A 13,468-nucleotide genomic window follows, 5' to 3' on the forward strand; every position below is an offset into this window, starting at 1 on the left:
GACACGCAGGGGTCCTTTCGGGGGTGGGGGAGTCGAGGAGCGCGGTCAGCCCTTGACGCCGGTGGAGGCGATGCTGTTGACGAACGACCGCTGGAAGGCCACGAACAGCGCCAGGATCGGCACGGTGATCATGGAGGAGTAGGCCATGATCTGGCCCCAGCCGACGTTGAGCTGGAAGAAGTAGGAGATGCCGACCATCACCGGCCGCAGGTCCTCGCTCTGCACGACCATCAGCGGCCACAGGTAGGAGTTCCAGGCGGGCAGGAAGGTGAGGATGGCGACGGTGGCGACGGCCGGACCGGACAGCGGCATGACGATGCGCCGGTAGATGGTGAACCAGCCCGCGCCGTCCACGATCGCCGCCTCGTCGATCTCCCTGGGGATGCTCTGGAAGTACTGGTGGAAGAAGAAGATCGAGAAGGCGTTGGCGACGAACGGCAGGATCTGCACCTGGTAGGTGTCCATCCAGCCGGTGGTCCACTCCAGGTGGAAGCCGTTGACGCGGAGCAGCGGCAGCTGGTTGACCCACCACACCAGCGGCAGCGCGAACGTCTCGAACGGCACGATGAGGGTGGCGATGACGGCGGTCAGGACGGCCTTCCGGCCGGGCCAGCGCATCCGTGACAGGGCGAAGGCGGCAAGGCTGTTGACGACGATGCCGAGGACCACGGTGATCGAGGAGATCAGCACGGAGTTCAGCAGGAAACGTGCCGCCGGGACGCGCTCGAACACGCCCGTGTAGTTGTCCAGTGACAGGGCGCCGACCGGCAGGAAGGCACGCAGGGAGCCCAGGTCGCCGAAGATCTGGTCGTCCGGCTTGAACGACGAGACGAGCATGAAGACGAGCGGAAGCGCGAAGACCAGGGCCAGGACGACCCGGCCGGCGTGACCGCCGAGGTGCTTCAGGAAGGAGGTCATGTCAGTCCTTCTCCCGGGTCAGGAAACGCTGGACGAGGGACACGGTCAGCACCAGTACGAAGAAGACGAGGGAGACGGCCGCCGCGTACGCGGTCTGCTGCTGCTCGTAGCCGGTGCGCATCGCCTGGTAGACGACGGTGGTCGTGGAGTCGAGCGGGCCGCCCTCGGTCATCACGTTGATCTGGGTGAACAGGCCGAACGACGCGATGGTGATGGTGATCAGCACGAACGTGCGGGTGGCGCGCAGTCCGGGCCAGGTGACATGGCGGAAGCGGTGCCAGCGGGTGGCCCCGTCCAGGTCGGCGGCCTCGTACAGCTCGGCGGGGATGGTCTGCAGGCCCGCCAGCCAGATGATCATGTGGAAGCCGACGCCCTGCCACACCGACATCAGGATGATGGCGGGCATGGCGGTGGCCGGGTCACCCAGCCAGTCCCGGCCCTGGACGTGTCCGAAGGTGAGTGCCGAGAGCACGTGGTTGACCAGGCCGTCCTGCCGGTAGAGGAAGGTCCACAGCAGGGACACGACCACCATCGAGGTGACGACCGGCAGGAAGTAGACGGTGCGGAAGAAGTTGACGCCGCGCACCTTCGCGTTGACCAGCAGGGCCAGCACCAGCGCGAGCCCGGCCTGCAGAGGCACGACGACGGCGGCGAAGTACGCCGTGTTGCGCAGGGACTTGAAGAAGACCGGGTCCTGGAAGAGCTGGGTGAAGTTCCTGAGGCCCACGAAGCGGGCCGGGGTGGGCGAGATGAGCCGTGCGTCGGTGAACGCCAGGGCGAAGGTCAGGGCGACCGGTACGACGAGGAAGACGATCAGCAGCACGACGGCCGGGGTGGCCATGCCGAGGGCGGTGAGGCTCTCACGGCGACGGGCGTGCGTCGTTCGGGTTCGCCGGACCGGGCGCAGCCGCTCGAGGGCTGCGGTCATGGTGGTCACGGTAGCTCCAGAGGGGTGCCGGTCCGGCTCGGGTCGGCGCGGCTGAGCAGGTCGGGCGAAGTCCGCTGCAGTTCGGCAGCGCCCCGAAGGGGCGCGGGGAACTGCGCGACCAGCCACGACGGTGTCGCAGACGATCGACGACACATCGCGGCCCCGCGGCGGAGCCGCATATCGACACAGCCAGCGGAGCGCTCAGGCGCGGTCGGGGGCCCGAACCGGACCGGTGGGTCAGCCGGCGTCGTAGTGGTTCGTCTTGAGGTTGTTGTCGATGGCCTTGGCGGCCTGCCCGAGAGCGTTCTTGGGGTCGGCCCCGGCCAGGATGTCCTGAGTCGCCTTCTGGAACTCGGTGGAGATGTACGGGTAGGCCGGGGTGGCCGGGCGGACCTCCGCGAACTTGCGCGCGTACTGGACGAACACGTTGAACTTCCCGCCCGGCTGGTAGCCGTCGACCTGCTTGGCGGCGGCGTCGGTGGCCGGGATCGTGCCGGTGGCCTTGGCGTAGTCGACGAAGTACTTGGTCTGGCGGGAGAACTTCAGCCATGCCTGCGCGCCGGCCTTGTCGGAGCAGGTGGAGCTCATCGCCCACTGCCAGGAGGCGCCGCCGATCCTGGGCCCGTGCCCGAAGTCGACCGGCGGGATGACCGCGAGGTCGTCACCGAGCTTGTCGGCGTTCTTGACCGCGTTCCAGCTGCCGTCCCAGTGGAGGGCGCTCTTGCCGGCGAGGAAGTCCTTGTTGGGATCGACCCCGGACTTCTTCGACAGATATCCCTTGGACACCAGCGAGCGGAACCAGGTGGCCCACTCCACGGCGTTCTTGCCGTCGAGCGTGCCCGAGGCGGTCTTGTAGCCGTCGCGGTCGATCAGATCCCCGCCGAAGCTCTGCAACTGGGGGGAGTAGCCGTACGAATACCACTCGCCGAGACCGCCGGTGCCCATCTCCAGCGGATACTCGAACTTCCCGCTCTTCTTCAACTTGGCCAGCGCGGAGTCGAACTCGGCCTTCGTCCAGGGCTTGTCGATGGTCGGTATGCGGATGCCGTACTCGTTCAGCACCGACTTGCGGGCGAAGAAGGCGAGGGAGACGTCGTAGAAGCCGAACGCGTAGACCTTGTCCTGGTAACGGCCGATGGTGCTGGGCAGTTGGGCGGACAGCGGTACCTCGCTGCCGGAGACGTCGATCGGGGCCAGATAGCCGCCCCAGGCCCAGTTCGGCACGTTGGGGCCGTCCACGTCCAGCAGGCAGGGCAGCTTGCGGGCCGAGGCGGCGGCCACGACCGAGTCGTTGTAGCTGCTCTGCGGGAATGCCTGGAGCTCGACCTTGTACTTGCTCTGCGAGCCGTTGAAATCCTTGATGATCTTCTTGACGACGTCGAGCTCGGCCGAGTTTCCGGCGTTGTGCGTCCACAGGGTCAGCGTGCCGCCGTCGGCTCCGGACGTGCTGCCGCTGCTTCCGGTCGCGCATCCGGCGACCAGCGCGGTCGCGGCCGCGACGGCTACACTCGCGACTGCGAGGCGCCTGGTTCTGAACACCACGAGGTTCCTCCATCTCACTGAGACGGGTCTTGCCGGACCCGCCTGGGCGACCGGTTGCGACGGTCGCTGTTCTTGGTGGCCGTCCCGCCGCCCGGAGGTCGTAGCTCCGGGCGGCGGGACAACCGTCTTCAGGTGCGTCGGTCCGCCGCCGGGGTGCCGAGGGAGGCGCGCTCGCGCAGCGGCATGGGCACACGGTGCACGACTGGTTCGAGCGGCCCTTCGCCGAGGATCAGCTCCACGGCGAGACGGCCGAGCCGGTAGTGCGGCAGTTTCAGCGTGGTGAGCGCCGGGCGCAGTACGGACGCGATGTCCTGGTCGTCGAAGGACACCACCGACACATCCCCGGGCACCGACAGACCCGCCTCGCCGAGGGCCTGATAGGCGCCCATGGACACCCGGTCGGTCAGGCACACCAGCGCCCGGGGGCGATGACCCGCCGCGAGCAGCGCGGCCACCTCCCGGTGGCCGTCCCGCGTGTCCCAGTCGCACTCGACGACACCGTCCAGCCGGGCCCCGCCCACCCGCAGGACCTCCTCCAGACCGCGCATGCGCTCGTTGCCCGCGATGATGCCCTCGGGTGTGGCCGGAACGGCCTGGTGGCCGCCGATCGCCCAGATGCCCTCCCGGTGACCGGCCGCGAGCAGGGCGCGGGCCGCGTCCCGGCCCGCCTCCAGCTCGTCCGGGACGACGGAGGGCGCGTCGAACCCGGGGGCCAGGCAGTTCAGCAGGACCACCCGGCGCCCGAAGAGCTCCTTGGGAGGAGTCACGTACCGCGTGAACATGGAGCCGTAGATGACCGCGTCGACCTGCCGGTCCAGCAACGCGTGGACCAGCGACGACTCGGCGGCGCGGTCGCCACCGGCCTCCGTGATGAACAGCAGGTGATCCCGCTCCCGGGCCGCCTCCAGCGCACCGCGGATCACATCGCCCGCGAACGGAGTGGTGGTGATCCGGTCCGACACGAACCCGATGGTCTGGGTCGACTTCGTCCGCAGGCTGCGCGCGGTGACGTTGGGGCGGTAGCCCAGCTCCCGGGCGGCCTCCAGCACGCGGTCGCGGGACGCCTCGGAGATGCGCATGTCGGTGCGGCCGGACAGGGCGAACGACGCGGTCGTCGGCGAGACGCCCGCCCTGCGGGCGACGTCGGCCATGGTCACACGGCGCTCAGGCATCGGTGGGTCAGCTCCGTTGTTAAATCGGATTAGCAAGATGCGATGAGAGTGATGCGTCTCGCGTTCGGTGTCAACACCCGGGATATCTCGAAGGAACACCTGCGACCTTATGTCCTGTTTTGCCAGACCTTTCAGTAACACCCGGGCAACTCGCTGCGCGTTAGCACTTGCTTTAGCAGTCGAGACACGCGAACCATGCCGAGCCATCTACTAAACCGATTTGGCACGGCGTCGAGCCTGCCGCGCGCCCCAGGAGTCAGCCATGAGGAGAAGAACGGCCCTCAGTGTCGTGTCCGCCGTCGTGGGCGGCACGACGGTCCCCTTCGCGTTCGCTCCCGCTCCCGCCGCCGCCCGGGACCGGCAACGGCCCCAAAGCCCCTCCGCCCGCTGGGACTTCGACGAACGCGCGGGCACGGTCACCCGCGAGGCGGTCTCCGGTGCCGCCGACCCGATCGACTACGTCTTCACCGACGCCCGCTTCAAGCCCGACAGCGACCCCGTACGCCGCCGCGGCGTACGCGGCCGGGCCCTGTACTTCGACGGCTACTCCACCGTCGTCACCGCCCGGGGCCCCGGCGACCTCGACCCCGCCGGCGGCCTCACTCTCGACGTGTGGCTCGCGCCCTACGCCTACGAGCACGGCATCGACGGCAAGCCCCAGGCCCTGGTCAACCAGCACGACCCGGACGCGAGGACCGGATTCCTGCTCGGTCTGCGCCGCTTCGGGCAGCTCGTCTTCCAACTCGGCTTCGGCACCGACCTGATCGAGGTCGAGGGAGCCGTCGACCAGCCGGCCACCAAGGGCCGGTGGACACACGTCACGGCCACCTACGACCCGGCCGCCCGGCAACTGCGTCTCTACCGCGACGGCCGGCCGATCGGCACCGCCACCACCCCGGACAGGGCCCCCCGACTGGCCCCGGACGAACCGCTGCTCATAGGACGGCACAACCGGCCGACGCTGCTGAACGGTGAGTTCCACGCCAACATGTACACCGGGCTGCTGGACAGCGTCGTGATCCGCCCGGGCACCCTGGACGACCCGGAGGCGCGCACGGAGCACGACGACGCGATCGCGGCCCTGCCCGGCCGCCGCGTGCCCCGGCCGGACCTGGCGCAGCACCGGTCCCGCTTCGACGGCGACCGGCACCGCCCCCAGTTCCACATGCTGCCGCCCTGGCACTGGATGAACGAGCCGCACGCGCCCGTGTACTTCAAGGGCAAGTACCACATCTTCTACCAGCACGACCCGTTCGGCCCGTACTGGGGCCAGATCCACTGGGGACACGCGGTCAGCACCGACCTGGTGCACTGGCGGGACCTGCCCATCGCCCTCGCACCCGCCGCGGACTCGGTCGGTCCCGACGGCTGCTGGTCGGGCTCCGCGTACGTCGACGGCGACCGGGGGCCCGTGCTCTTCTTCACCGGCGGCGACGACCGCCTGGCCCACCGCCAGCGCACCGGACTCGCTGTCTCCACCTACCCGGCCGACGGGGACACGGACCTGCCGACCTGGACCATGAGGTCCGAGCCGGTCACCGAAGCCCCGGCAGGTCTCCCGGCGGGCCCCGGCACCGCGTGGGCGGAGAACTTCCGCGACCCGTTCGTCTGGGAGGAGGACGGCGTCTGGTACCAGCTGGTCGGCAGCGGCATCGTCGACTACGACGGCACCCGGGTCACCCGGAAGCACGGCGGAACCGCACTCGTGTACACCGCCCGCAGGCCCGAGGGCCCTTGGACGTACCGCGGCCCCCTGCACCGGAACGACCTCGCCACCCAGCCCGGACCCGGCGAGGTGTGGGAGCTGCCGGTGCTCCTCCCGCTGCCCGGCCCGCAGGGCAAGCGCACCGGCAAGCACATCCTGCTGATCAGCCCCTGGTGGGAGGCGTTCCACCCGGAGGCCGTCAAGCACACCTACTACTGGATCGGCACCTTCGACAAGCGCGCCTGCCGCTTCGTGCCCGACCACGAGGAGCCCCGCGAGTTCGACCTCGGCGAGCACTTCACCGGCCCGTCCGGCTTCGTCACCCCCGACGGCAGGTCCGTGCTCTTCAGCATCACCCAGGACCGCCGCACCGAACAGCAGCACGCCCAGTCCGGCTGGGCGCACAACGCCGGGATGCCCGTCAGCGTCTCCCTCCGCCGGGACGGGACCCTCGGCGTGGAACCGATCGCCGAGGCGGCCGGCCTGCGCGGCGAGCGGCTCGCCCGGATCCGCCGGACATCCGTCGAGGAAGCGAACCGGCGGCTCGCCGGCGTCTCCGGCGACCTGCTGGACATCCACGCCGTCATCGAACCGCGCGACGCCCGCAGCATCACCCTGGCGGTCCGGGCCTGCGCCGACGGCACCGAACAGACCCTGCTGTCCTACGACACCGCCGAACGCCGCTTCTCGATCGACCGCGGGCGCTCCAGCCTCGACCCGGACGTCCGCAAGGGCGTGCACGGCGGAACCGTCGAACTCGACGGCGGGAAACTGCGGTTGAGGGTCCTGCTCGACCGCTCGATGCTGGAGGCCTACGTCAACGGCACCCACAGCCTCACCAGCCGGGTCTACCCCACCCGGGAAGACGCCACCGGCCTGCGACTGACCGCCGACCGAGGCGCCGCCCGCGTCCTGGAACTGGACGTCTGGCGGATGAACGGCGCCTACGACACACCCGTCGCCCCGGCCGCCTACGATCCGCCGCGCCCGGCGGACGTCGACGCCCTGCCCAACCACGACTTCGCCACCGGAGACCTCACCGGGTGGACCGTCGTCTCCGGCACCACCTTCAGCGACGCCAACGTGACCACCCGCACCGACTGGGGCTGGGGCGGGCCCTTCTACCAGGCGCAGACCCAGGACGACACGTCCGGCCACCACCTGTGGGGCTTCAACCCGGACGCGGGCGGCGACGAGGCCACCGGGGTGCTCCGCTCCGCCACCGTCGTCCTCGGCGGAGACGGCGTCGTCGACCTGCTCGTGTCCGGCGGCAACGACCCCGACCGGCTCTACGCGGCCGTCGTCCGCGCCCGCGACGGCAAGGTGCTGGCCAAGGCGACCGGCCGCGGCGTGGAACAGTACCGCCGTGTCGTGTTCGACCTGGCCGCGCACATCGGCGAGCGGATCCATGTGGAGGTGGTCGACCGGGCGGCGGGCGGCTGGGGTCACATCAACGTGGACGACGTCAACGTGCCCGTACGGCGATAGAGGGTCTGCGGGGCGCCGCCCGCGGCAGGAAACAGAGAAAGGCAAGGGAGAACTCTCCTTGCCTTTCTCAAGCTATAGCAGACAGGGGGCCTTGCGGCAAGGCCCCCTGTGTGCCGCAGACTGTCCCGCCTATGCCAGGACCTGCGGAAACGGGAGCATGACGTGACCCCCCTGACCACCAGTGCGTTCGATCTTCCCGACCGCCTCTCGCACAAAGCCGACCCGGCGCTGATCGCCGGGGACGAGCGGCACTTCGCTGCCGTCGCCGCGTGTCTCGAACAGTCGATCGCCGAGCTGTCCGGCCGCCTCGATGCCGAGCGCAGGGCGCCCGGCGGGAAGGGACGGCAGGCGATGGACCGGGACGCCGAGATCCACCGGCTGACCGCCCGCCTGCGGGCACTGCGGCGCTTCGGCCTGGACCTGTGCCTCGGGCACATGGTCGGCGCGGACGACTCCGAGCCCGTGTACGTGGGGCGACTCGGCCTCACCGACAGCGAGGGGCGCCGGCTGCTGGTCGACTGGCGTTCCCCCGCGGCCGAGCCGTTCTTCGGCGCCACCCACGCCAACCCGATGGGGCTCGCGAGCCGTCGCCGGTACCGCTGGACCGGCGGCCGGATCAGCGACTACTGGGACGAGGTGTTCACCGCGGACGGAGTCGTCGGGCACGCCGCGCTCGACGACCAGTCCGCCTTCATCGCCAGCCTGGGCAGCAACCGCTCACCCCGGATGCGGGACGTGCTCGGCACCATCCAGGCCGACCAGGACGCCATCATCCGCGCGGGTTCCCGAGGCGCCCTCGTCGTCGACGGCGGCCCGGGCACGGGCAAGACGGTCGTCGCCCTGCACCGCTCCGCCTACCTCCTGTACTCCGACCCCCGGCTCGGCCACCGCCGGGGCGGCGTCCTGTTCGTCGGCCCGCACCGGCCCTACCTCTCCTACGTCGCCGACGTCCTGCCCAGCCTCGGCGAGGAGGGCGTGCAGACCTGCATCCTGCGGGACCTCGTCCCCGAGGGAGCCGAAGCGGCGGTCGAGAGCGACCCGGACGTCGCGCGCCTGAAGGCGTCCGCGGACATGGTGAAGGCGATCGAGAAGGCTGTCACGTTCTACGAGGAGCCGCCCGCCGAGGGGATGACGGTCACGACCCACTGGTCCGACATCCGGCTCAGTGCCGAGGACTGGCTCGTGGCGTTCGCGGCGGCGGAACCCGGTACCCCGCACAACGACGCGCGCGGCCAGGTCTGGGAGGAACTGCTCACGATCCTGGAGGACAAGCACGAGGGCGACGCGCCGGCCGCCCTGCTGCGCAGGTCGCTGTCGCGGAACAGGGACCTGCTCACGGCCTTCAACCGCGCCTGGCCGCTGCTGGAGGCGAGCGATCTCGTCGGAGACCTGTGGTCGGTACCGGCCTACCTGCGGATGTGCGCTCCCTGGCTCAGCCGCGAAGAGGTACGAAAGCTGCAGCGCGAGGATCCTCAGGCCTGGACGGCGTCCGACCTGCCGCTGCTGGACGCGGCACGGCAGCGGCTCGGCGACCCGGAGGCGTCACGACGCGCACGCCGGCACGCCGCCGCCGTCGCCGCCGAACGCGAACGCATGGACAGGGTCATCGACAACCTGCTGGAGGCCCACACCCACGACGACGGCGAAGGGGTGCTGGTCATGCTGCACGGGCAGGACATGCGCAACTCCCTGGTCGACGAGTCCGCCCTGCCCACCGCCGACCCGGACCGGCTCGCCGGCCCGTTCGCGCACATCGTCGTGGACGAGGCCCAGGAACTGACCGACGCGGAGTGGCAGATGCTGCTGCTGCGCTGCCCGTCCCGCAGCTTCACCATCGTCGGGGACCGCGCCCAGGCCCGGCACGGGTTCACGGAGTCGTGGCGGGAACGGCTCGCGCGGGTGGGGTTCGGCCGGATCGACCTGGCCTCACTGAGCATCAACTACCGGACACCGGAAGAGATCATGGCGGAGGCCGAGCCGGTCATCCGGGCCGCGCTCCCGGACGCCAACGTGCCGACCTCCATCCGCAGCGGCGGTGTCCCCGTCGTGCACGGATCCACCGCGGAGCTGCACTCGGTCCTCGACAGCTGGCTCGCCGCCCATCCGGACGGGATCGCCTGTGTGATCGGCGATCCCGGGTTCCGGCCGGCTTCGCCCCGGGTCCGTTCGCTGACCCCGGAGCTGTCGAAGGGGCTGGAGTTCGACCTGGTCGTCCTCGTCGACCCGCAGGACTTCGGCACGGGCATCGAGGGAGCGGTCGACCACTATGTCGCCATGACCCGGGCGACCCAGCAGCTCGTCGTCCTCACGAGCCCCTGACACGGGCTCCGGCCGGGGCCCTCCAGCAGCGCGGGCCCCGGCCGGAAGTCCTACGCGGCGAGCTCCTTGCGGATGCGGTCCAGCATGAACGCCGACGACTCCCGGGCCCGCTCCTCCCAGGCGAAGACACAGGACGTGGCGACACCGTCGAAGCCCAGTTCGCGGAGCGTGCCGAAGAAGGCGTCCCAGTCGACCTCGCCCTGGCCGATGTCGAGGTGCTGGTGGATCCGGGCCGGAGTGCCCGGCGGGTTGAGGATGTAGCGCAGGCCGGACGAACCCTTGTGGTTGAAGGAGTCCGCGATGTGCACGTGCTGGAGCTTGTCACCGGCATAGCGCATCATCGCCGCGATGTCGGCGCCGACCTCGGAAGCACCGGAGAGGTGGAAGGAGTGCGGGGCGCAGTACAGGTAGTTCACCCACGGCTTGTTGATCGCGCGGACGAGATCGACGGCGGGAGTGTTCTCCTCGCAGAAGTCGTCCGGGTGGGCCTCCAGGTTCAGAGCGATGCCTTCGCGCTCGAACACCGGCAGCAGTTCCTCCAGCGAGCGCCAGAAGGCTGCCTCGCTCTCGGCGGCCCGCTCGGGACGGCCGTTGAACTCCGAGTTCATCAGCGGGCATTCGAGCTCGACGGTGATCTCGATCATCCGCTTCCAGTAGCGGACGGCGGCCTGCCGCTCGGTCTCGTCCGGCGAGGACCACTTGTACAGCGGCAGCACCGAGGACAACCGCACACCGTGCCGGCGCAGCGACTGCTTCAGCTCCGCCACCCGCTCGTCGTCCGCACGCGGGTGCAGGAAGAACGGCATGAAGTCCGCTCGCGGCGACAACTCGATGTACTCGTAGCCGAGTTCGGCGACCGTACGCACCATCTCGTCGATCGGCAGGGAGCGGAACATGTAGGGGTCGAGGGCGATCTTCACGCGGTCCCTCCGTAGAACGCGGGGCGGGGCTTCATGTCGACGGTGACGGTCTCGCCGCCGGTCTCCAGGGACCGGACGGCGGCGTCGGTGATGACGGTGGCGGCGTAACCGTCCCAGGAGGACGGGCCGGTGGGCTCGGCGCCGGCGGCCACGCCTGCGACCCACTCGCGGAACTCGGTGTCGAAGGCCTCCGCGAACCGGTCCTTCCAGTCCTGGAGCACACCCGTGCCGTGGCGCGCGGCGGTGCGGACCCCGACGGCCGCCGGATCGGGCAGCCGGACCAGGCCGTCCTCGCCGACGACCTCGCACTGGATGTCGTAGCCGTACTGGCAGTTGACGAAGACCTCCAGGTCGATCCGGACGCCCCCGGACGTCTCGAAGATCATGATCTGAGGGTCCTTGAGATGCGCGAAGCGCTTGCTCGTGGCGCGCGGGGTGACCACCTGGGCGGAGACGATCTCGTCGTCGAGCAGCCAGCGCAGCACGTCGATCTCGTGCACGGCGGTGTCCTGGGCGGCCATGGCTGAGTGGTACGACTCCGGCACGGTCGGGTTGCGGTGGGCGCAGTGCACGATCAGCGGGGCCCCGAGCGAGCCGGTCGACAGGACCTCCTTCATCTGGCGGTAGCCGGCGTCGAAGCGGCGCATGAAGCCGACCTGCACCAGGCGGAGGCCGTGCGCCCGCTCGGCCTCGACGATCCGCAGACAGTCCTCGGCGGTCGTGGCCAGGGGCTTCTCGCAGAACACCGGTTTGCCGGCCGCGATCGCGTTCAGGACGTGTTCGGCGTGGGTGGGGCCCCAGGAGGTGACGAGGACGGCGTCCACGTCGGGGGAGGCGATCAGCTCCGCGCCGGTGGGCAGCGCGGTGGCCCCGATCCGGGCCGCCACCTCGGCGGCGCGGTCGGCGTCGATGTCGGTCACGGCCGTCACGGACGCCCCGGTGACGACCTCGGTGAGCCGCCGGATGTGGTCCTGGCCGATCATTCCGGCGCCGATGACGCCTACACGTACGGTCATGGTCGTTTCCTTCACAGGGAGGGTCAGGAAAAGCGCGTGCGGAGTTCGGCTTCGAGGGTTTCGAGGGTGCGGCCCTTGGTCTCGGGGACGTAGAGCTTCACGAAGATGAGGGACAGCACGCCCGCCACCACGAAGAGGAAGAAGGTGTTGGAGATCCCGATCCCGGAGACAAGGGACGGGAAGACCAGCCCGATCACGAAGTTGGTCAGCCACAGCACCACGGCCGCGATCCCCATGCCGAAGCCGCGCATCCGCATCGGGAAGATCTCCGACAGCATCAGCCAGGTCACCGGCGAGATCGCGCCCTGCTGGAAGGCGAGGAACGTGACCGTCATGGCGAGCACCGCGAACGCCCGTGCGTCACCCGAGGGCAGCACCAGGGAGAAGACGCCGATCAGCAACAGGGCGACGGTCGTGCCGGCCTGACCGGTCATCAGCATCGGGCGGCGCGGTACCCGGCCCAGCAGCCAGATGCCGACGAAGGTGGCCAGCACCGAGATCACACCGTTGGCGATGTTCGCCGTCAGCGCGCTGTCGGCGGCGAAACCGGCGTCGGTGAGGATCTGCGTGCCGTAGTACATGATCGTGTTGACGCCGGTGATCTGCTGCACGATCGCGATGCCGAACCCGACGAACATCAGCTTCCGCAGCCACGGCGTGCTCTTCATGTCCTGCCAGCCGCCGAGCTTCGCCTGCTCGTCCTTGACGGCGAGTGCGGACACCTCCTTCAGCTCGGCCTCGGCCCGGGCCTGCGATCGCACCTGCCTGAGGACTTCGAGGGCCTCCCCGAAGCGGCTCCGGGAGGCCAGCCAGCGGGGGCTCTCCGGCATCACCAGCATGCCGAACCAGAGCACCACGGCCGGCAGCGTGGCGACGACCAGCATCCAGCGCCACACGCCACCGGACTCGCCGCCGACCTGGGCGATGATCGCGTTCGACGTGAAGGCCAGCAGCTGACCGCTGACGATCATCAGCTCGTTGCGGGTGACGAGAGCGCCGCGCCGCTCGGCGGGCGAGATCTCCGCGAGATACACCGGCACGGTCACCGACGCGCCACCGACCGCGAGACCGAGCACGAACCGCGCAACGATCATCACCTCGGTCGTGGGGGCGAGCGTGCAGCCGAGCGCGCCGACGAAGAACAGCACGGCCAGCAGCAGGATGTTGCGCCGCCTGCCGCGCGCGTCCGACAACCGGCCGCCGGCCACCGCGCCCAGCGCGGCACCCAGCAGCAGCGAGCTGGTGACCATGCCCTCGGTGACCGGGGTCAGGCCGAGGTCCTCGGTCATGTAGGGCAGGGCGCCGTTGATGACGCCGGTGTCGTAGCCGAAGAGCAGACCACCGAACGTGGCGATGATCGTGATCRGCCTCAGCCGCCGCCTGACCGCCGGGGGAGCGTCGTCCGCGACGGCGGTCAGGCGGCGGCTGAGGCTGATCACGATCATCGCCACGTTCGGTGG

General features: G+C 70.0%; 9 protein-coding genes. 2 read left to right on the forward strand and 7 right to left on the reverse strand.

Annotation, left to right across the window (positions count from 1 at the left end; genetic code table 11):
* Positions 1-45 precede the first annotated feature (45 nt).
* The 4 genes from CA983_RS30490 to CA983_RS30505 form a co-directional block, all read right to left on the reverse strand.
* Positions 46-918, reverse strand: coding sequence for a carbohydrate ABC transporter permease (locus CA983_RS30490; RefSeq protein ID WP_086604041.1), 873 nt, complete (start codon positions 916-918; stop codon positions 46-48).
* A gap of 1 nt (position 919) precedes the next feature.
* Positions 920-1,846: a carbohydrate ABC transporter permease gene (locus tag CA983_RS30495; RefSeq protein WP_244207165.1), complete on the reverse strand. Its 927-nt coding sequence runs from the start codon at positions 1,844-1,846 to the stop codon at positions 920-922.
* A gap of 237 nt (positions 1,847-2,083) precedes the next feature.
* Complete coding sequence (locus CA983_RS30500; protein ID WP_244207166.1) at positions 2,084-3,385, reverse strand: ABC transporter substrate-binding protein; 1,302 nt, start codon at positions 3,383-3,385, stop codon at positions 2,084-2,086.
* A gap of 131 nt (positions 3,386-3,516) precedes the next feature.
* On the reverse strand, positions 3,517-4,560 hold the full coding sequence (locus CA983_RS30505) for a LacI family DNA-binding transcriptional regulator (protein ID WP_167407501.1): 1,044 nt from the start codon (positions 4,558-4,560) through the stop codon (positions 3,517-3,519).
* Between the two features lie 262 nt (positions 4,561-4,822).
* On the opposite strand from CA983_RS30505, the gene CA983_RS30510 reads away from it, so the two are divergent.
* Positions 4,823-7,753, forward strand: coding sequence for a GH32 C-terminal domain-containing protein (locus tag CA983_RS30510; protein WP_086604045.1), 2,931 nt, complete (start codon positions 4,823-4,825; stop codon positions 7,751-7,753).
* A 162-nt stretch (positions 7,754-7,915) separates the two neighbouring features.
* Complete coding sequence (helR, locus tag CA983_RS30515) at positions 7,916-10,072, forward strand: RNA polymerase recycling motor ATPase HelR (RefSeq protein ID WP_086604046.1); 2,157 nt, start codon at positions 7,916-7,918, stop codon at positions 10,070-10,072.
* Positions 10,073-10,122: 50 nt separating this feature from the next.
* Here the strand turns inward: helR and CA983_RS30520 are convergent, their stop codons facing one another.
* The 3 genes from CA983_RS30520 to CA983_RS30530 are packed head-to-tail and all read right to left on the reverse strand — an operon-like array spanning position 10,123 to position 13,453.
* Positions 10,123-10,992, reverse strand: coding sequence for a sugar phosphate isomerase/epimerase family protein (locus CA983_RS30520; RefSeq protein ID WP_086604047.1), 870 nt, complete (start codon positions 10,990-10,992; stop codon positions 10,123-10,125).
* Positions 10,989-12,008, reverse strand: coding sequence for a Gfo/Idh/MocA family oxidoreductase (locus CA983_RS30525; RefSeq protein WP_086604048.1), 1,020 nt, complete (start codon positions 12,006-12,008; stop codon positions 10,989-10,991). Before CA983_RS30525 ends, CA983_RS30520 begins: the two co-directional genes overlap by 4 nt.
* A gap of 23 nt (positions 12,009-12,031) precedes the next feature.
* Positions 12,032-13,453 carry a sugar porter family MFS transporter gene (locus tag CA983_RS30530; RefSeq protein ID WP_086604049.1) on the reverse strand — a complete coding sequence of 474 codons (1,422 nt, stop codon included), beginning with the start codon at positions 13,451-13,453 and terminating at the stop codon, positions 12,032-12,034.
* Between the last annotated feature and the right edge of the window lie 15 nt (positions 13,454-13,468).

This window comes from Streptomyces swartbergensis (assembly GCF_002148965.1).
GTDB lineage: Bacteria > Actinomycetota > Actinomycetes > Streptomycetales > Streptomycetaceae > Streptomyces > Streptomyces swartbergensis.